Origin of the sequence: Polaribacter cellanae, assembly GCF_017569185.1 — a bacterium.
Lineage (GTDB): Bacteria > Bacteroidota > Bacteroidia > Flavobacteriales > Flavobacteriaceae > Polaribacter > Polaribacter cellanae.
In genome coordinates this window covers 3,403,761-3,424,603 of record NZ_CP071869.1, presented here as the reverse complement: position 1 = coordinate 3,424,603, position 20,843 = coordinate 3,403,761, and the positions used below count along the sequence as shown (strand labels likewise).

18 protein-coding genes are annotated in these 20,843 nt (G+C 30.7%); 8 read left to right on the top strand and 10 right to left on the bottom strand.

Annotated elements, in window-relative coordinates; all coding sequences use genetic code 11:
• The first annotated feature begins 71 nt into the window (after positions 1–71).
• Together J3359_RS15315 and obgE are read left to right on the top strand one after the other, a co-directional pair.
• On the top strand, positions 72–1,190 hold the full coding sequence (locus J3359_RS15315; protein WP_208077846.1) for an adenylate kinase: 1,119 nt from the start codon (positions 72–74) through the stop codon (positions 1,188–1,190).
• A gap of 68 nt (positions 1,191–1,258) precedes the next feature.
• A complete protein-coding gene (gene obgE / locus J3359_RS15310; RefSeq protein WP_208077845.1) occupies positions 1,259–2,251 on the top strand; it encodes a GTPase ObgE in 993 nt (330 codons plus the stop codon).
• Between the two features lie 67 nt (positions 2,252–2,318).
• Here obgE and J3359_RS15305 read toward each other — a convergent pair whose 3' ends face one another.
• The 4 genes from J3359_RS15305 to J3359_RS15290 all read right to left on the bottom strand — a co-directional run bounded on the left by J3359_RS15305 (position 2,319) and on the right by J3359_RS15290 (position 6,209).
• Positions 2,319–2,798, bottom strand: coding sequence for an energy transducer TonB (locus tag J3359_RS15305; protein WP_243765937.1), 480 nt, complete (start codon positions 2,796–2,798; stop codon positions 2,319–2,321).
• A gap of 37 nt (positions 2,799–2,835) precedes the next feature.
• On the bottom strand, positions 2,836–4,092 hold the full coding sequence (locus J3359_RS15300) for a tetratricopeptide repeat protein (protein ID WP_208077844.1): 1,257 nt from the start codon (positions 4,090–4,092) through the stop codon (positions 2,836–2,838).
• A 15-nt stretch (positions 4,093–4,107) separates the two neighbouring features.
• The gene (locus tag J3359_RS15295; RefSeq protein WP_208077843.1) at positions 4,108–5,664 is read right to left on the bottom strand and encodes a M56 family metallopeptidase; all 1,557 of its coding nucleotides are present in this window, start codon (positions 5,662–5,664) and stop codon (positions 4,108–4,110) included.
• 182 nt (positions 5,665–5,846) lie between these two features.
• A complete protein-coding gene (locus tag J3359_RS15290; protein WP_208077842.1) occupies positions 5,847–6,209 on the bottom strand; it encodes a BlaI/MecI/CopY family transcriptional regulator in 363 nt (120 codons plus the stop codon).
• Between the two features lie 156 nt (positions 6,210–6,365).
• On the opposite strand from J3359_RS15290, the gene J3359_RS15285 reads away from it, so the two are divergent.
• The 4 genes from J3359_RS15285 (at position 6,366) to J3359_RS15270 (ending at position 11,086) form a co-directional block, all read left to right on the top strand.
• Entirely contained in the window at positions 6,366–6,866 is a 501-nt protein-coding gene (locus J3359_RS15285) for a DUF456 domain-containing protein (RefSeq protein WP_208077841.1), read from the top strand.
• A gap of 544 nt (positions 6,867–7,410) precedes the next feature.
• Positions 7,411–9,108, top strand: coding sequence for a lysine--tRNA ligase (gene lysS, locus J3359_RS15280; protein ID WP_208077840.1), 1,698 nt, complete (start codon positions 7,411–7,413; stop codon positions 9,106–9,108).
• A 126-nt stretch (positions 9,109–9,234) separates the two neighbouring features.
• On the top strand, positions 9,235–10,086 hold the full coding sequence (locus J3359_RS15275) for a DUF3667 domain-containing protein (RefSeq protein ID WP_208077839.1): 852 nt from the start codon (positions 9,235–9,237) through the stop codon (positions 10,084–10,086).
• Between the two features lie 256 nt (positions 10,087–10,342).
• Entirely contained in the window at positions 10,343–11,086 is a 744-nt protein-coding gene (locus J3359_RS15270; RefSeq protein WP_208077838.1) for a hypothetical protein, read from the top strand.
• Positions 11,087–11,342: 256 nt separating this feature from the next.
• Here J3359_RS15270 and rsmG read toward each other — a convergent pair whose 3' ends face one another.
• The gene (gene rsmG, locus J3359_RS15265) at positions 11,343–11,972 is read right to left on the bottom strand and encodes a 16S rRNA (guanine(527)-N(7))-methyltransferase RsmG (protein WP_208077837.1); all 630 of its coding nucleotides are present in this window, start codon (positions 11,970–11,972) and stop codon (positions 11,343–11,345) included.
• Between the two features lie 124 nt (positions 11,973–12,096).
• Here rsmG and J3359_RS15260 point away from each other — a divergent pair, with 124 nt between their 5' ends.
• On the top strand, positions 12,097–13,188 hold the full coding sequence (locus J3359_RS15260) for a fatty acid desaturase family protein (RefSeq protein ID WP_208077836.1): 1,092 nt from the start codon (positions 12,097–12,099) through the stop codon (positions 13,186–13,188).
• 40 nt (positions 13,189–13,228) lie between these two features.
• Positions 13,229–14,416, top strand: a complete 1,188-nt coding sequence (locus J3359_RS15255; RefSeq protein ID WP_208077834.1) for a pyridoxal phosphate-dependent aminotransferase — start codon at positions 13,229–13,231, stop codon at positions 14,414–14,416.
• A gap of 466 nt (positions 14,417–14,882) precedes the next feature.
• Here the strand turns inward: J3359_RS15255 and J3359_RS15250 are convergent, their stop codons facing one another.
• The 5 genes from J3359_RS15250 to murC all read right to left on the bottom strand — a co-directional run bounded on the left by J3359_RS15250 (position 14,883) and on the right by murC (position 20,794).
• Positions 14,883–15,095, bottom strand: a complete 213-nt coding sequence (locus J3359_RS15250; RefSeq protein WP_208077833.1) for a hypothetical protein — start codon at positions 15,093–15,095, stop codon at positions 14,883–14,885.
• Between the two features lie 226 nt (positions 15,096–15,321).
• Positions 15,322–17,217, bottom strand: a complete 1,896-nt coding sequence (gene ftsZ, locus J3359_RS15245) for a cell division protein FtsZ (protein WP_208077832.1) — start codon at positions 17,215–17,217, stop codon at positions 15,322–15,324.
• 105 nt (positions 17,218–17,322) lie between these two features.
• Positions 17,323–18,669, bottom strand: coding sequence for a cell division protein FtsA (gene ftsA / locus J3359_RS15240; protein ID WP_208077831.1), 1,347 nt, complete (start codon positions 18,667–18,669; stop codon positions 17,323–17,325).
• A 6-nt stretch (positions 18,670–18,675) separates the two neighbouring features.
• The gene (locus J3359_RS15235; protein ID WP_208077830.1) at positions 18,676–19,401 is read right to left on the bottom strand and encodes a cell division protein FtsQ/DivIB; all 726 of its coding nucleotides are present in this window, start codon (positions 19,399–19,401) and stop codon (positions 18,676–18,678) included.
• On the bottom strand, positions 19,391–20,794 hold the full coding sequence (murC, locus tag J3359_RS15230) for a UDP-N-acetylmuramate--L-alanine ligase (protein WP_208077829.1): 1,404 nt from the start codon (positions 20,792–20,794) through the stop codon (positions 19,391–19,393). The genes J3359_RS15235 and murC overlap by 11 nt, the downstream gene beginning before the upstream one ends.
• Positions 20,795–20,843 lie beyond the last annotated feature (49 nt).

Genomic DNA, 20,843 nt, shown 5'->3' with positions numbered 1-20,843 from the left:
GCTAAACTTGTTTTAGTTTTAAAAAGAAAACGGTTTTTCTATTTAATCAATAGCAATTATATTTGCATCCTATGAGTATAATAAAACTTCACGATTTATATTTTAAACCATTTATTTCTGAAAACGAAATTAAAAGTATCGTAAAATATTTAGCAAATAAAGTAAAAAGAGACCTTCCTAAAGATGAAGTTCCTATTTTTGTGGGAATTTTAAATGGATGCTTTTTATTTGCGGCAGATTTTATTAGAGAATTTGAAGGAAATTGCGAAGTCTCTTTTGTAAAATTAGCTTCTTACCAAGGAACTTCTTCTACCGAAAATGTAAAACAATTAGTAGGTATTAATGAAGATTTAACAGGAAGAACAGTTATCATTTTAGAAGATATTATAGATACTGGAACAACACTCCAAGAAATTTACAATATCTTTAGAAATAAAAATGTAAAACAATTAAAAGTGGCTTCTTTATTCTTTAAACCAGACGTTTTTAGAAAAGAGCTACCTATAAATTATATTGGAAAAAGTATTGAAGATAAATTTATTGTAGGTTATGGATTAGACTACAATGGTTTAGGAAGAAATTATTCAGAAATATATCAACTATCAACAACACCAAAAATGAAAAACATCGTATTATTTGGCCCTCCAGGAGCAGGAAAAGGAACACAAGCAACATTTTTAAAAGACATGTACAATTTGGTACATATTTCTACTGGAGATGTATTCCGTTTTAATATTAAAAATGAAACAGAATTAGGTTTACTAGCCAAAAAATATATGGATGAAGGCGATTTAGTACCAGATGAAGTTACCATAAATATGCTGAAAGCAGAAGTAGAAAAAAATGCAGATGCCAATGGTTTTATTTTTGATGGTTTTCCAAGAACACAATCGCAAGCAGAAGCTCTAGACGCTTTTTTAGCCGATAAAGGAGAACAAATAAATGGAATGGTTGCTTTAGAAGTACCAGAAGATTTATTGGTAGAGCGTTTGTTAGAAAGAGGAAAAACAAGTGGAAGAACAGATGATACTGATGAAACTAAAATTAGAAATCGTTTTAACGAATACAACACAAAAACGGCGATTCTAAAAGATTATTTCGAAGCTCAAAATAAATATTATGGAATTAATGGTGTAGGTTCTATCGAAGAAATTACACAACGTATCGCAAAAGTATTTGATACATTATAAAAATGTGTAATTGTTTAAGCAACGAGTACGATTACACGTTTTAACAATTACACAATTACACAAAAACTATGACTGAGGGAAATTTTGTTGACTACATAAAAATATATGCATCTTCTGGAAAAGGAGGGCAAGGTTCTGTGCATTTACATAGAGAAAAGTACATTACCAAAGGTGGTCCTGATGGTGGAGATGGAGGACGTGGAGGACACATTATTTTACGTGGAGATAAAAATATGTGGACGTTATTTCACCTAAAATTTAAACGCCATTTTAGAGCCGAAGGTGGTGGTGCTGGAAGTGCAAGTAGAAGTACAGGGCACGATGCCAAAGATATTTATATAGATGTTCCTTTAGGTACCATTGTTAGAGATGCAGATACAGACGAAATTTTACACGAAATTACCGATCACGAAAAAGAAGTAATTTTATTACCAGGTGGAAAAGGCGGACTTGGAAACTGGCATTTTAAATCTTCTACAAACCAAACACCAAGATATGCACAACCTGGAATTGACGGACAAGATGGTTGGTTTAGAATAGAATTAAAATTATTAGCAGATGTTGGTTTGGTTGGTTTTCCAAATGCTGGAAAATCGACATTATTATCTGTTTTAACTTCCGCAAAACCTAAAATTGCAGATTATGCTTTTACAACTCTGAAACCCAATTTAGGAATTGTAGAACATAGAGATCATCAAACATTTGTAATTGCAGATATTCCTGGAATTATTGAAGGTGCTGCAGAAGGAAAAGGATTAGGACACCGTTTTTTACGTCATATAGAGCGTAATTCTGCTTTGTTATTTTTAATTCCTGCAGATAGTGACGATATTAATAAAGAATACGATATTCTTTTAAATGAGCTTAAACAGCACAATCCAGAATTATTAGACAAAGACAAGCTGTTAGCGATTTCTAAAACAGATATGTTAGATGATGAATTGATTACCGAAATAAAACAAGATTTGCCAAAAGGTATAGAAACCATCTTTATTTCTTCGGTTGCAGAAATTGGCTTACAAGAATTAAAAGATAAACTCTGGAAAATGTTAAACTCATAGAATATTTACATTTTACAACTTTGTAATTCCAATACTTTTCTAAAGTAAATTTAGAAAAGTATTGGAATTATTCTTTTAATTGAATTTGTATTGGCAATCTGTATTTAGTAGTTACAGGAATTCCTCTTTTAATTGCTGGGTAAATTGTTGGAATTTGTTGGATACTTATTTTTAGAATACTATCCAATTTTGGTAATTCTTGTTTTATAATTTCTGAAGATTCAATCGTTTCCAGTTCTATATTTCCATTGGAATTTATCAGTAAATTTACAATTACAACTTCGAAAATGGAATCCTTTATTGCGAATTCGTACTTTTGTAACTCCTCTCCTATTTTTTTGTGGATGGTGTTTCTAAAACAATCTTCCTGTTGAGCTTTTTCAATTAGTGAATCACAAACTTTAAAAGACGGATACGTATCTACAGAAGAAAAATTGACAACGGTATCTAAAACCTGTTTATTCGCCTTTTTTTTAAATGAAAGCTTGTCGCAAGAAATGCAAAAGAGAATTAAAATTAAAAAAGAAAAATTACGTAAAAACATCATTCTATATATTATGTGAAATTACTAAATTTTAATGATATTATCTATCTAACTTTTTGCCTCTTATAAAATACTCTTTTTTAATTTCTGTAATTCTTCTTTTTATATAATTTGTCATATCTGCATCTCTACCTTCGAAATTATTCATATATTTTATATAATGCCTATAAGCTATTTTCTTATCCTTATAATAATCGTCTGAAATTTTTGCTAATTGGAATAATGCTCTGTAATTTCTTGCATTCTCTTTGTAAGCTTTTTCGAAATTTACAAGTGCTTCTTTTGGCTTTTTAGTTTCATAATACATGGTTGCCAACCCAAAATATTCTTCGTCTCTTTTTTCTTTTCCTCTAGTAGTTGCAACTCTATAATAAAATTGAGCGCCTGTATATTTTTTCTCTTTCATAGCAATATGACCTAAATAAGTGTAAGCTTTATAGTTTTTGCGATCTAAAATAGATAATTTTTTAAAATATTTTTTAGCTTTTTCTAAACTATCTAAATTATAATAAGTTCTACCTAACATAGAAATACTGTACGTATCTTTTTTATCGATTGTATCTAAATTTAAAAGCAGTGGAATGCTTTCTTTGTATTTCTCTTCTCGATATAATTGGTTTATTTTCAATTTATTTAAATTGATGTGATTCTTATCCAATTCTAATCCTTTTTCGACAAATAACTTTGTAGAATCTAAATCTTTCAATTTTTGAAAACTCGATGCTAAATGAGCAATTGCTTTTAAATGAGTTGTGTCTTTTTCGAAAGTATCTATAAAACTATTTATCATTCGATCTCTATCGTTTCTTTTTGCATACGCTAAAGCTAACTGATAAGAATAATGTGCATTTGAAGGATCTTTTTTTATTAAGTTTTTAAATAATGAAACCGCTTTTGTGGCATTGTTTGTAATTAAATACAATTTTCCTAATTGGTATTTTAATACCAAGTTTAACGAATCTTTTATCGTAATTTTTTCGTAAATTTTAATAGATTTACTAGGCTTATTAAGTCTTTGATATGCTTTAGCCAATTTTAATTTGGCTCGCTTATCGTCTTGAAACTCCAAGGCTTTTTCTAAAAATTCGGCAGTTTTCTTGTAATTATCTATCGATTTGTAAATTATTGCCCTTTTATAATTAGATGTAAATGAGGCATCTATTTTTGTTAATTCTTTTAAAGCCAATTGATATCTTCCTTTCTCGAACAAACTATCTACCACAGAAAAAGTTGAAGACTGAGCTTCAACTTTTAAAATGGTAAAAAACAATAATACTAGTATAACTTTCTTGTTCATTTAATTTTTAATTGTTTATTCTACTTCTATGGCAAAAGGTATCGAATATTTAACAGCCACTGGCTTTCCATCTTGCGCTCCTGGAACCATTTGTGGTAAAGACTCCATAACTCTTAGTACTTCTTCTTTAATTTTTGGGTGTGGTGCTCTTGCCTTAACATCTACTACATTACCCTTTTTATCTATTTTAAACATAATAGAAATTCTTTTTCTTCCTGAGCTTAAATTTAGTTTACTAAGCAATTTTGAATCGAAATTCTTCAAAAAGTGTTTTTGCACCATTTTAGAAAAACAATCTTTATCTCCAGAATCGCATCCAGGAAAAGTAGGCGTTTTCTCTATTGTCATAAAAGAAACTTCTTCTGTTTCAACTTTTTCTTCGAAACGTTCTTTTACTAAATTTTTCATCTGTGAAAGGTCAAAAATCAATGCAGTCATATTTCTATCTTTTTCACCTTTAAACAATTTAAGATTAATATATTTAGCCCTTTCTGGCCTCTTTAAAGCTCTTTCGTTAAATTTTCTCTTAATTACATCAAATTCTGCTCTTTCTTCATCAGATAAATCTGCATAAGATATTTCTTCCTTATTTATTGGATTTTCTATACCAATATAAGAATCTAAATAGGTTTTATTTTTACCTTCTTCGCTCGTAAGAACTCCCTGCTTATTTCTATACCTTTTCTCAATTTCTTTTTTAGAAACTTTTATATTATTCGCTTCATTCTCCGAACACGAAATATAAAACAGCATGCTCACTAATGCAGGAATCAATAATAAATATTTAAGTTGATTCATTTTTTTGGATTGTTTTTTGGTCATCATAATAATTCTTTTTTTAATGAATGTTTGTTTGTAAAATTGGTTGATAAATGCAATGTTTTCAACTTGAAAAAAATTTGATAATAAATGGTTGATATAATTTTCTTTTGGATTCTTTTTTGTGGCAACTTGATCTGAAATATATTCATGTAATAGCGTTATTCTTTTTTGATATAAAAAAATAATTGGGTTGAACCACATTACAATTTTTAAAAATTCGAAAAACAATAAATCTAAAGAGTGTTTTTGTTTACTGTGTACCAATTCGTGCTCTATAATTTGTGCTCTCTGTGTACCTGAAATTTCTTTTCCTAAAAATATATAGTTAAAAAACGAAAATGCTTTGGTTTGGTTCGGTATTAAAACCAAGGTAAAACCGTCTTTTTTAATGAGTTTATGCGACCTTATTAAATTGATAATCTGTAGTAATTTAGCGACAAAAAGAATGCTAAAAATAAGAACTCCAATACCAAACAAAACATCGATATAATTAATGTTTTGGTACCAAGAAGTTTCCTGAATTACTTTCTGTGGAGATAAAACAATTTCTGGCAAATAGATAATATATTCTTGTGGAACCGCTTTTTGAAACGTGGGTATTTTTATAAAGGGTAATAAAAATGATAAAATAGGTGTGCTTAACAAATACCACCTATTTTTGGTAAAGAAGGTTTCTTTACTTAAAATAAAATCATACAAAGCCAAGAATAGTACTTGGAATAAAATAACTTGAATTATATAATTTATCATTGTTTTTGTTTTTAAATTTTTCTCGTAAAGCTTTTATTTTTTTTTACTTCTATTACTGTTTCTGCCACTGAATACTGAGACTGAAAATTTTTATAATTACCAAATAGAAACATAGAAAACATAGAAATGTGTGGACTAAGACTGAAATCTGCGACTGCCAACTAAACACTGCCAACTGAACACTACTTCCCTTTATTCACTTCTTTTAAGATAGATTCTAGTTCTGTAACATCCATTTTGTTTTCTTTTACAAAAAAGGATACCATACTTTTAAACGATCCATTAAAATAACCGTTCATTAATTTGTGTAAACTTTGGTTGCTGTAGGTTTCTTTATCGATTATTGGATAATAGATAAAACCTCTACCCACTGCTTTATGAGCCACAAATTCTTTATTTTCTAAAATTCTAATAATTGTAGAAACAGTATTGTATGCAGGTTTTGGTTTGGGTAATTTATCAATTACTTCTTTTACAGAAGCTTCTTCTAAATCCCATAAAACGTGCATTATCTGCTCCTCTGCTTTTGTTAATTGTTTGTTCATAATTTTAACTAAACTTTTAGTTCAACACGACAAATATAACTAAAAAATTAGTTTAAACTAATTTTTTAGTTATAAAATATTGTAACAAAGGTTTTGTATTTTCGTCTTATTATTAAAATAACCTTCTTGGTTGAGCGCAGTCGAAACCTAATTATTATGGATATACTTCTTCTTTTTATTGGATTTCTATTGGTCTTATTAGGAATTATTGGTTCTTTTCTACCTATTTTACCTGGACCTTTAACAGGTTGGATTGGCTTATTAGTTTTGCATCTTACCTCTGTAATTCCAATGAATTGTAACTTTTTGGGAATTACTTTAGGTATTGCAGTTCTTATTTGGGTGCTCGATTATATAATTCCTGCAATTGGAACCAAACGTTTTGGCGGTAGTAAATATGGGGTTTATGGAACTACAATTGGTTTAATTGTTGGCTTGTTTACTCCTATTCCTTTTGGAATTTTAATTGGTGCTTTTTTCGGAGCTTTAATTGGCGAACTTTTTTATAACAGTAAAGACACCAACAGAGCCATAAAAGCTTCTTTTGGTTCTTTTATAGGTTTGTTAGCATCTGCAACGATTAAATTTTCTGTTGCTGTAGTTTTTGTCGTTTTATTTTTAATAAAATTTTGGGAGTATAAAGGAGAGTTCTTTTAACTGAGATTGTCTTTTAATTTCAAAGAAATATACAAAACATAGACTTGCTGTTATCTAAAAACTGAAGAATGAAGACTGAAAAAAAAGTTAGCAAACAAATCTAGCCTAGGTTAAATCTCTCAACCGAGCTCAAGACAGGCTAATTGTTTGAGCTTTTTTTATGCTGAACTCGATTCAATATCTGTTACTTTAATTCACTTACTTTTTAAAAATGAAAGATGTTGAAATAAATTCAGCATAAAAAAAGCGAGTAGTAAAAGCTAGAAATAGCTCCAAAAAAAAAAGAAATAAAAACGCTTATAAACAAAAAAAGCGTCCCATTTAAGGGAAGCTTTCCATTGGTTAACAAAACCAAGACACTTTTTCGAAAGTGCCAAACAACACAACTAAATACTACTTCAACAAAAAGTAGCGTGCAAATATACAACGATTTCGTATTTCCGCAAATAATAAACCACATTTTATTAATTCTGCTAATTGTCTAATTCTTTTATAGATTGTATCTTTGCTGTCTTTATAAAAATAGAACCTAACACAATACAGAATGCAATTATCAGAACAAGAAGTTGTACGTAGAGAAAAACTTGCAAAATTAAGAGATTTGGGCATAAACCCATATCCTGCAGATTTGTTTCCAGTAAATTCTAACTCAAAAGAAATTAAACAGAATTACGAGGAAGGTAAAGAGGTAATTATTGCTGGACGTTTAATGGTAATTAACATTCAAGGAAAAGCTTCTTTTGGGCAATTACAAGATGGTGAAGGTAGAATACAATTGTATTTTAATCGTGATGAAATTTGTACTGGAGAAGATAAATCTTTATACAACAATATCTTTAAAAAATTATTAGATTTAGGAGATTTTGTGGGTATTGAAGGAACGTTATTTACCACAAAAGTAGGTGAAAAAACAGTAATGGTTAAGAATTTTAAAATACTTTCTAAAGCCTTAAAACCTTTACCAATTCCTAAAGTAAAAGATGGCGTAACTTACGATGCTTTTACGGATCCAGAAATGCGTTACAGACAGCGTTATGCAGATTTGGTGGTAAACCCAAATGTAAAAGAGGTTTTTATAAAACGTACAAAATTGTTTAATGCCATGCGTTCTTTCTTTAACGACGCTGGTTATTTTGAAGTAGAAACTCCAGTTTTACAACCAATTCCTGGTGGTGCAGCTGCAAGGCCTTTTATAACACATCATAACTCGTTAGACATTCCATTATATATGAGAATTGCCAACGAATTGTATTTAAAACGTTTAATTGTTGGTGGTTTTGATGGTGTATATGAATTCTCGAAAAACTTTAGAAATGAAGGAATGGACAGAACGCACAATCCTGAATTTACTGCCATGGAAATTTACGTTTCGTACAAAGATTACAATTGGATGATGGATTTTTGTGAGCAATTATTAGAACATTGTGCAATTGCAGTAAATGGAACTTCGAAAGCCACTTTTGGAGAACACAAAATTGATTTTAAAGCACCTTATGCCAGAGTAACAATGGCAGATTCTATAAAGCATTTTACGGGTTTCGACATCAATGGAAAAACAGAAGACGAAATTAGAACTGCCGCAAAATCTTTAGGGATTGATGTGGATGAAACCATGGGAAAAGGAAAATTAATTGATGAGATTTTTGGTGAGAAATGTGAAGGAAACTACATTCAGCCTACTTTTATTACAGATTACCCAAAAGAAATGTCGCCACTTTGTAAAGAACACAGAGACAATCCAGAGCTAACAGAACGTTTCGAATTAATGGTTTGTGGTAAAGAAATTGCCAATGCATATTCCGAATTAAACGACCCAATTGACCAACGTGAACGCTTTGAACATCAACTTAAATTAGCGGCTAAAGGAGATGATGAAGCAACAGAATTTATAGACCACGATTTTTTACGTGCCTTAGAGTATGGAATGCCTCCAACATCTGGAATGGGAATTGGAATGGACAGATTAATTATGTTTTTAACCAATAATCAATCAATTCAAGAAGTGCTATTTTTCCCTCAAATGCGACCAGAGCAGCGAATCGCTGCAGATGTAGAACTCACTGTTGAGGAGAAAGATTTACTTGCTATTATTACAAAATCAGAAAAAATAGAATTAGTCGATTTAAAAACACAATCTGGTTTGTCGAACAAAAAATGGGACAAAACCATAAAAGGTTTAACTAAAAAAGAAGTTGCCAAAGTTTCTAAAACAGACGAAGGTTTGTTTGTGGAAGCTTTGTAGAATTAAAAATAACATTCTTAACCAATTAGGAATTGACCAAATAATATATAAATTCCTGTTTTATTAAGAACGATATCAAAAAGGAATTACAGAAATGTAGTTCCTTTTTTTAGTTATATTTGATTTATGAATTGTAAAAACTGCCAAGATCCATTAGAGGAAAATGCTCTATTTTGCGACAATTGTGGCGCAAAAGTAGTTACTAGTAGAATTACCTTTAAACATCTAGTTACAGAATTAGCTATAGATGTTTTTGGCATTGATAGTAAGTTTTTCTTAACCTTAAGGAAAATGGTTACTAATCCTGAAGAGGTTATTGGAGAATATCTTTCTGGTGTTCGTAAAAAGTATGTAAATCCTTTTGCGTTTTTAGCAGTTGGTGCAGCTTTATCTGTTATTATTTTTAACTATTTTTCTGATGATTTTATAAATATTCAAAATGCTATGAATTCAGAAAATCTTACAGAAATTAGAGAAAAAGCAACTGTAGATATTTCTGCTTTTCCTAACCTTAATGAAAAAGAACTTGAGAAATTAAAAATTGAAAAGAAAGTAGCTGAATTTCAATTAAGTACCATGGATAAAATTTGGTACTTTATGCTTCGTTATTTTAACTTACTAGCTTTTCTTTTTTTAGTAATTTATGCTGTTTTAAGCAAATGGACGTATCGAAAACCTCACAATTTTGGTGAACACATCGTTATAAACGCATACATCTATGGTTTTGCTACCTATTTTACTCTAATTGCTTTCTTGGCAGCAATCGTAATTCATCCATCTATATACCTTTATAGCACGCTTACATATATCTTATACTATTTATATGCATTTGGTAAATTATATAAGCTTTCTTTTGGTAAAAATATTCTAAAATTACTTCGCTTTCTAATTGGATTAATTTTATTGTTTGTTATCTCACTTATTTTAGCTGGTTTAATTGGCTATGTATTAGGCAAACTTGGCTTTTTTAATCTTTAAATAGTAAATAATTAAAGTAATTTGTATTTCTTTTACCACTTTCAATAAAATTGAAGAACTTTCTACATTGCATTATAAAAACAAAACATAATTACAGGTAATATGTAGTTAAATACTGTTGCTTTATCAAATCCAATTAGTGATATATAGTGTTAATTTGGAAGAAAATATTTAGCGTAAAAAATTAACATTCATTAACACTTATTAACCATCGTTCTTCAAGAAAATATTTTTCTTTGTAAAAAAACTTTTAATAATGAAAACAATATCTTTTATGGCTATTTTCTTAATAGTCTTTTGCTCTTGTGAAACACAAAAAAATAGTGGCGAAATAGTATATTCTTTAATTAATGATAATCATACATTAATAAAAAATCAGTTACAAGGCGTACCTGAAAACAAAAAAGATTCACTTTACTCTCATTATACATCGTTATTTCCAAAATATGACACTCTTAAAGTAAAAGTTTTTTTCGATATTAAAAAAAGAATAACAAAAGAAATAATACTCTCATCAACAAGTAAAAAAATGTCTGATTATTATGAGAAAGCTAAAGTAGTAAAATACCGAAAAAATAACACCAGTTTAATATGGATGGAGACTTTTAACGGGCACAGGTATAAGATAAAAGAAACTTTAGACCCAAAAAACCATATGATTCCATATTACGATGGTTTACCTAAAAATTTAAAAGAATCGAATCCCATTCATAAAATTTCAACTCAAAATGGCAAAATAACCTTTGCTGGAAACTATCCACAACAAACTTCTGGAGAGTTTGATGTTTGGTTTGCTGAAGGGCAAAAATTATCTGTTGGACCTCAAGAACTTTTTATTAAAGATCTCTTTGTTCTTAAAGCCATATCTAAAGATAAATCTTTAATAATTAATGCTGATAGTATTAAATTTAAAAAGTTAGAAAAAAATTTATTTGATATTCCGAACGATTTTTACAAAGAAGTAAGCATGGAGGAATATCACAAAATTATGGGCATATAATATAATTGTTATATGCCAAATCTAAAAAAAGAAGTACTTATTGCTATTTAAAGTTACATAAAGATGAACAATTAGTCCCAAAAATTCGGGACGAGAATTATTCTTAACCAGTTTTCTACTATATTTGAAGACAGGATTAAACTATAAAAAATTTAATCCTGTAATTTTTAACTTACATACTTTGTAGAAAAATGTCTTTATTTTTCTAATTATATGAAGAAAAAAATGGCTTATTTATTTAACGTTCCCTGCAAAATCAGCCCTTAAACTTCATCCCTAAATGCACCACTTTTTTAGTTTCAAAAAACGATTCATCAAAATAATTGGGTAAATCGTAAATTGTGGCAGAAGTATATAGTTTTAATTCTTCAGTTAAATCGCCACCTTTTAAATACAAAATTCCGTTTTTTAAATCGTGGTTTTGTTTCTTGTTTATTTTTCCTCTTGTCCACCCCACAAAAGTTTCCATTTGTGCTACTGCTCTACTTACAATAAAATCGTAAGTATCTTTTACTTGCTCTACTCTTCCATTGGTGGTTTTTACGTTTTCTAAACCCAAGCCAGCTACAACTTCATCAACAACTTTAATTTTTTTTCCGATAGAATCTACCAAATGAAATTGCGTTTCTGGAAATAAAATTGCCAAAGGAATTCCAGGAAAACCTCCTCCTGTACCAACATCCATTACTTTAGAACCCGCTTTAAAACTTACAATTTTAGCGATTCCTAAAGAATGTAAAACATGACGTAGGTATAATTCGTCGATATCTTTTCTCGAAACCACATTTATTTTCAAATTCCAATCTTGGTACAACTCTTGTAACTTGCTAAATTGTTGAATTTGCGTTTCTGATAAATTTTTAAAATATTTGTGAATAATATCCATCTATATAAGGTTTGAAGTGCAAAAATAGTTATACTTAACAAACAATTAGCAACAAAAGCTGACGTTTATCATATAAAGCAAATTCAAAAAGATTATTTTTGTAACTTATTTATTAAAACAATTAATGAAAACAATAAATTTTTCCAGAGTAGATAAAGCAAAATTCTTTAGAACTCTAAATAAAAGAGTAAACACTTATTTTAAAGACAACAATCTAAAGAGAACAGGAAACTGGAAATTGTACAGTAAAGCAATTATTATGTTTTCACTTTTCTTAATTCCATTTATCCTAATCTTAACAGTTTCAATGCCTCAATGGGTTATGATTTTGTTAATGGTTGTTACAGGAATTGGTATGGCTGGTGTTGGTATGAATGTAATGCACGATGCAAACCACGAATCTTTTTCTAAAAGAAAATGGGTAAATAAATTAATGGGAAGTAGTATTTACATCCTTGCAGGAAACGTGTATAATTGGAAAGTACAACACAATGTTTTACACCACACATTTACCAATGTAGAAGGCCATGATGAAGATATAGATGCAGGAAGAGTTATTCGTTTTTCTGAACACTCTAAATGGTTCCCTATTCATAAAATTCAAAAATATTATTCGATATTTTTATATGGATTGTTAACTATAAACTGGGCAATTACTACAGATATCAAGCAAATGCACAGATATTTAAAACGTAAATTATCTTATGGTAAATTTCCAAACCCAAAAGTAGAATGGACAAAATTGGTCATTTCTAAAGTGGTGTATTATGCACTTTGGATTGTGTTACCTTTATTGGTTTTAGACATTGCTTGGTGGAAAGTTTTATTAGGTTTCTTTGTAATGCATTACACAGCTGGTATGATTTTAAGTTTAGTTTTTCAATTGGCACACATTGTACCCAATACAGAAATGCCACTTCCAGACAAAGATGGCAATTTAGAACACACTTGGGCAGTCCACCAATTATATACAACATCTAACTTTGCACCTACGAATTGGTTGGTAAACTTCTATACAGGAGGTTTAAATCATCAAGTTGAACATCATATTTTTCCACATATTTCTCATGTACATTACAATAAATTGGCTAAAATTGTAAAAGAAACAGCGCAAGAATTTAATTTGCCTTACAACGAATACAAAACAATGCGTAAAGCAATTATAGAGCACTTTAGGCACTTGGGCGTTTTAGGTAAAAAGCCAGAATTGGCATAACTTTTACAACTATATAGTTAAACAATTACACGATTACACAATGAAACATCCATTATCGGACAGAATTAACAGTTTACCAGTTTCTCAAACTTTAGCAATGGCTGCAAAAGCAAGAGAATTAAGAGCAGAAGGAAAAGATATTATTGGCTTAAGTTTGGGAGAACCCGATTTTAATACGCCAGATTTTATTAAAGACGCTGCTATTGAAGCCATCAATCAAAATTACAATTCGTACTCTCCAGTAGATGGATATGTAGAGTTGAAAGAAGCGATTTGCGTAAAGTTTAAACGCGATAATAATTTAGACTATAAACCAAATCAGGTTGTGGTTTCTACAGGTGCAAAACAATCTATTGCAAACGTAGCACAGGTTTTATTAAACCCAGGAGACGAAGTTTTATTGCCTGCTCCTTATTGGGTAAGTTATTCTGCGATTGCAATTTTATGTGAAGCAAAATATGTAGAAATTCCTTCTTCCATCGAGAACGATTTTAAAATTACACCAGCACAATTAGAAGCTGCAATTACACCAAAAACAAAAATGGTGTTTTTCAATTCGCCAAATAACCCAAGTGGAACTATTTATTCTGAAGCAGAATATAGAGCTTTAGCAGCTGTTTTAGAAAAGCATCCACAGATATATGTTTTGTCGGACGAGATTTACGAGCACGTAAATTACGATTCAAAACCATTTAGTTTTGCTGCAATCGAAAGTATGTATAACAGAACAATTACTGTAAATGGTTTGGCAAAAGGTTTTGCGATGACTGGTTGGAGAATTGGTTTTATTGGAGCACCAGAATGGATTGCAAAAGCATGTACAAAAATGCAAGGGCAAATTACATCTGGTACAAACTGTATCGCTCAAAGAGCTGCAATTACTGCTGTTTTAGCACCGGTTGAAAAAATTCAATATATGGTAGACGAGTTTAAAACTCGTAGAGATATTGTAATTGGTTTGCTTAGAGAAATCGAGGGTTTTAAAGTAAATGTTCCTGAAGGAGCTTTTTACGTTTTCCCAGACATTTCTGCTTTCTTTGGTAAAACCATCAATGGAACAAAAATTAATAACGCAAGCGATTTTTCTTTGTTTATCTTAGAAAATGCCAATGTTGCCACAGTAACAGGAGATGCTTTTGGTACACCAAACTGTATCAGAATTTCTTATGCAGCATCCGAATTACAAATTCGTGAAGCCATTAAAAGAATTAAAAAAGCGTTGAGTTAAAATCTCAAACTTTATTATATAAAAATCCATCTTTTTAAAGGTGGATTTTTTTTGTTTTGGGCGTGTCCTTTCAGGTCAGGCTTTTCGCACTCGCTTTTTTTCTGAAAAAGAAAAAAGAGCTCAAACAATTGCTACAATCCTTCACGCAAGCTTGTTTGCTAACGAATTATTTAATCGAGATATTTTATTTCTTATTGAAAAGCCATCATAGGAAAAAGACCTGACAGGTTTTAAAAACCTGTCAGGTCTAACATTCTATTTATTTTTTAACCCCTAAAGGGTTTGAAACCCTTTAGAGGTTGTAGTTGTAAATTTTTAAAAAACAGTACCTATTTAATAATTCTAAAATAAAAACCCTCACAGGTTTTAAAAACTGTGAGGTTTAAATTACAATTTATTTAGTCCAGAAAGAGAACAAACTCAAACTGACTTATGAAATGTTTTTTTTAAGTTGATTACATACTACTTAGAAAAAAATCATAATAATAGCAATTGTAAAAAGAGAAACTCTTAAAACAACACCTATTTGACTTTCAATACATTCTTGGTTGAAAATAGCATATTTTACATTCGATAAAGATTCTGTTTTTGCTGTTGCAAATCCGCTCTTAATATCTTGTTTATAAACGGATGTTAAAATTCCTCTTTCTAATTGTGCTGGTGTAGTTGATGCTTTCATAATAGTATATATTAAAATATTTTTGTTTTGTTAATTACACTTAGAAGACGACAGAAAAAACAAAACGTTACACTTTTAATTTCTTAATAAAATGCCAAAATTTAATTTTTGTAGCATTCATGGTTTACGACAATCGGAAAAAATAGTGAAAATAATTTTATAAAAACAACAAAACCACATCGTTTTAAAGATGTGGTTTTGCTTTTTGAAAGATTTTATAAAGAATCTAATCTACATTATCATGTAAAAAAGAATTGTTAGATTTAAAATCTATTTGGTCTTCTTCTTTTTTAATTGCTGTTTTAGATTGACTAATTGGAGCATCTACATTTAAATCTACACCTTGTCTTTTATAGGCTGGCTGACGCTCAATTTCGTCTATATTCTTATTTAACTGATCGTTAAATTTATAGTTGAAACCTTTCATTTTTCTACGCCTTTCCTCGGCTCTTTGTTGTAATTCCGAAATTGTTAAATCTAAAGGAGAAACTTCTTCACTTTTCGTTTCAATTTGGTTTATTTCCGATTGTGGAGTTGCTGTTTTTAATTCAAAACGAATCTCCTCTTCTTCTGCAACTGCCTTCTTCTCTATAATATGGGAGCTTTTTCCAATGGTTGGTTTTGCATCAAAATCTTCTAAAACGTATCTTTTTTCGACTTTTACTTCTTCTGGTTGCGAAACTTCAATTTCGTTTACCACCTTTTCTTCATTTAAATCGAACTTAATTTCGTCGTCTTCTTTTACTTCAGTATAAGAATTTAAAGGCAAATCGAATAATAAATCTGCTTGCAGTTGTTGTGGCTCTTCCTCCACTTCTTCTTCAACTACTGGAGTAACATCTGTAATGATAAAATCGTCATCAGAAACGCTTTCTAAAGAAATTTCATCATAAGAAACAGGCATATTTGCAATAATTTCTGAAGTTGGTACTAATTCCATTTCTGGAGAATTTGGCTTTGTAACTGTATCTACATCCTCTTCTAAAGTGTGTATAATTTTTTGTTCTGAAGTATTAGAAATCGGCTGGTCTAATGTTGGCGATTTTGTGATTGTTTTCTCACCAAAATCGTACGTTGCTCGTTGCTCGTCTTCTAGCGTGTGTACAATTTTCTTAACTTCTGTATTTGTAATAGTACTTTGTTGATCGGCTGCAAAACCAGTTGCAACAATTGTTACAGAAATTGCATCTCCTAATTCTTCATCTTCTCCAATACCCATAATAATGTTGGCATCGTAACCGGCTTCGTCTTGAATAAAGTCATTTATTTCTCCTATTTCATCTAAAGTAACTTCATTAGAACCAGAAACAATTAATAGCAATACGTTTTTAGCGCCAGTAATTTTATTGTCATTTAATAAAGGAGAATCCAATGCTTTTACAATTGCAGTTTTTGCTCTTTCTTGCCCTTCTTCTTTTGCAGAACCCATAATTGCAGTTCCGCTGTTAGAAAGAACGGTTTTTGCATCATGCAAGTCGATATTTTGCTTGTAATGATGTGTAATAACTTCTGCAATTCCACGAGAAGCTGTCGATAAAACCTCATCTGCTTTCGAGAAACCAGCTTTAAAACCAAGGTTTCCGTAAACTTCACGTAATTTATTATTGTTAATTACAATTAAAGAATCTACATTTTGTCGCAGTTGGTCGATTCCTAATTGCGCTTGTTTTAAACGTCTTCTACCTTCGAAAGCAAATGGCATTGTTACGATACCAACCGTAAGAATGTCCATATCTTTTGCAATTTTTGCAATTATTGGAGCTGCTCCTGTTCCTGTTCCACCACCCATTCCTGCAGTAATAAATACCATTTTTGTTTGGGTATTTAACATTTGCTGAATTTCTTGTAAACTTTCTTTGGCTGCTTGTGCTCCAATTTCTGGATTTGCTCCTGCTCCTAAACCAGAAGTTAAGTTGGCTCCTAACTGAATTTTGTTAGGAACTGGACTATTTTCCAAAGCCTGTGCATCTGTATTGCAAATTACAAAGTCTACACCTCTAATTTGTTGTGTGTACATGTGATTTACTGCATTGCTTCCTCCACCACCAACACCAATTACTTTAATGGTGTTCGATTGCGTTTTAGGCATGTCAAATGAAATGTTATCGAATTCTGCGCTCATAATAACGTATTTTTTATATTTTTTCTTTTTACTCTTTTCTTATAAAATTTGTTTCAGATTTCAAACTTCCAACTGAAAACTGCTACTGAATACTGTCTACTTTTCTTACTCTGCGTTATCCAAAAAATCTTTTAATCCTTCTGTAAATTTTTCGAAAAACGATTTTTTCTTTTTCTTTTTTGGTTTTGGTACTTCTTCAACAATTGGCGGTGTTTCTTCTTCTAAATCTTTTGTACTCTCAACCTCCATAATTTGCTCAATGGTTTCTTCTACTTCGTCTTCCTCTTTGGTGTGCCTATTTAGTCCTTCCATTAATAAGCCAACTGCTGTTGCGTACGCTGGACTTGATAAAACATCGTCTGAATCTCCTGCCAAATGCTCGTTTGGAAAACCAATTCTTGCATCCATTCCAGTAATATATTCTACTAACTGTCGTAAGTGTTTTACTTGAGAACCTCCACCTGTTAACACAATTCCTGCAATTAATTTTCCTTTTTGGGTTTCGTGTCCGTAATTTTTTATTTCTAAATACACATGTTCGATAATTTCTTGAACTCTGGCGTGTATAATTTTTGATAAATTCTTTAATGTAATTTCTTTTGGTTCTCTTCCTCTTAACCCTGGAATAGAAACGATTTCCGTTTCTTTATTTTCTCCTGGCCAAGCAGAACCAAACTTAATTTTCAATAATTCAGCTTGTTTTTCGATTATTGAACAACCTTCTTTAATATCGTCTGTTATTACATTTCCTCCAAAAGGAATTACTGCTGTATGACGAATAATTCCGTCTTTAAAAATCGCTAAATCTGTGGTTCCACCTCCAATATCTATCAATGCAACTCCTGCTTCTTTTTCTTCCTGACTTAAAACTGCATCTGCAGAAGCCAAAGGTTCTAAAGTAATATCACTTAAACCCAAACCAGAGCTTTTTACACAGCGTCCAATATTTCTAATGGAAGAAACCTGACCAACAACTACATGGAAATTCGCTTCTAAACGACCTCCATACATTCCTATTGGTTCTTTAATATCTGCCTGAGAATCTACCTTAAATTCTTGTGGCAATACATGAATAATTTCTTCTCCAGGCAACATGACTAATTTATGAACCTGATTGACCAAATTCTCGATATCTGTCTCGTCTATAACCTCGTCTGCATTGTTTCTTGTAATATAATCCGAATGATGTAAACTTCTAATATGTTGCCCAGCAATACCAACCACAACATCTTCTATTTTAACTCCAGACACACTTTCTGCTTCGTCTACTGCTTGCTGAATCGATTGAATCGTTTGCGTAATATTACTTACAACTCCGCGTTTTACACCTAAACTTTTCGCTTTACCAATACCAACAACTTCAATTTTGTTGTATTCGTTTTTACGACCAATCATGGCAACAATTTTGGTTGTACCAATGTCTAAACCAACAGCTATTTTATTGTTTTCCATTTTGATTTATTTTGTGCACACAACTTGGTTGTGATATTTTACATTAATGGTTTTATATTCTTGAATCGTTTTGTCTTTAAATGTGGTGTTGTAAAATGCTTTTAACTTCTTAAACTTCACCTCAACATCTCTTAATTTTCCAAAATCGATTTTATAATCGCCGCTTCTTACGGAAAATTCAAACTCATTCGTGTCAGATTTTTGAATTCCAACCACTTCTTTCTGCAGAAAATTATCTGCTAAAATATAGCGAACCAAAGGCAAAATTTCTTTTACATCTTCTTCGCTTTTTACACCAGAAACAAGCAAAACTCTTGCAGAGTGATTACTCGATAATGGTACTTTTACCCCTTGTTTATCAACATAATAAGAATCGTTTTCTGCAACAATTCTTACAATTGGCGTACGTTGTTTTATGGTAGACTTTAACACTCCATTTATGCTTAAAAACACTGCTGCTTTTTCCACATAAGGATTTTTGGATACGTTCTTCTCTAATTTGTATAAATCTATCACAGATTTTGCTTGGTTTTTCACTGTCGTGTTATTTTGTATTAACAATTTATTAACCATAGCATGTGTTAGAAAATTATTGTCTCCAGCCTCAAATTCAACTTCAATTTTAGTTACTTTTTTTCGTTTATTTCTCTTTGAAGAAAAACTATACAAAAACGTTAAACATATTATTAACACTACAAACAACAGATATTTTAGCAATCTTTTAAACTTCATTTTTTGGAAGATTTAAAAGTTCGTTTGTTACCTCATTTACCAACACTCCAATATCGCCTGCACCCAACATAACCACTATTTTTGCGGACGAATTTTTAATATCTTTTACTAAATTATTTTTTTGAGTCATTTTTTTATGCGCGCCATCAATTTTTTCCAACAACCAATTGGAAGTAACTCCCAAAATTGGTTCTTCTCTTGCTGGATAAATATCTAACAATAAAACTGCATCAAATTTTGATAAAGCAGTTACGAAATCGTCGACAAAATCTCTCGTTCTTGAAAATAAATGTGGTTGAAAAACCACCAAAATTTCTTCTTTCGGATACATTTCTCTCACAGCATTTTCTACTGCATTTATCTCTGTTGGATGATGTGCGTAATCATCTATCAACACAAAATCTGCTGATTTAATTTTATATGAAAACCTACGTTTTACACCTTTAAAACTCCCTAATCGTTGTTTTATTACTGTTGATGAAACACCATAAACATCTGCCATTGCTAATGCCGCTAAAGCATTCATAACATTATGATTTCCTGGTAAATGGAATTCAATATTTTTTATAATTTCTGATGGTGTTTGCACATCAAAAACATATTTTCCTTCTTCAATTTTTAAATTGAAGGCTTTATAATCTGCATTTTCTTCAATTGCATAAGTCAAACCGCTTAAAGGCAGTCCTTTTGCAACAATTAAAGTGTCTGAAACTTTATTTGCAAATTCTACAAACGATTCTGTTAACGTTTCTGGCTTTTCGTAAATATCTAAATGATCTGCATCCATAGAAGTTACGCAAGCAATATTGGGACTCAACTTCAAGAAAGACCTATCAAATTCATCTGCCTCTACAACGCTTATTTTATCTTCTCCTAAGATTAAGTTCGAATTGTAATTTTCTGAGATTCCGCCTAAAAAAGAAGTGGCTTTTACTTCTTCCATAATATGTCCTAAAATACTAGATGTGGTTGTTTTTCCATGTGTACCAGCAATAGCCAAGCAAAATGTAGTTTTAGTAATTAAACCTAACACTTCTGCTCTTTTTAAAATCGTGAAATTATTATTTTGAAAATAATTCAATTCAGCATGATTTTTTGAAACTGCTGGTGTGTAAACCACCAATGTTTTCTTTTGATCTAAAAACGAAATCGGAATATTTTTTACAGCATCTTCAAAATGAATTTCCACACCCAAATCTCCCAAATCTTTTGTGATTTGCGAAGGTGTTTTATCGTAACCAGCAACTTGCTTTCCATTCATAGCAAAGAAACGTGCAATTGCACTCATTCCTATACCACCAATTCCGATGAAGAAAATAAAATCCCATCCTAAATCCTTTCCTAAAGGAAGGACCTTTTGGCTATTGATTGTATTTAAACTATTTTCTTTCATTAAAGATTTTTACCTTTTTTTTCTTTCTCAATTTCCCACAATCGTGTTT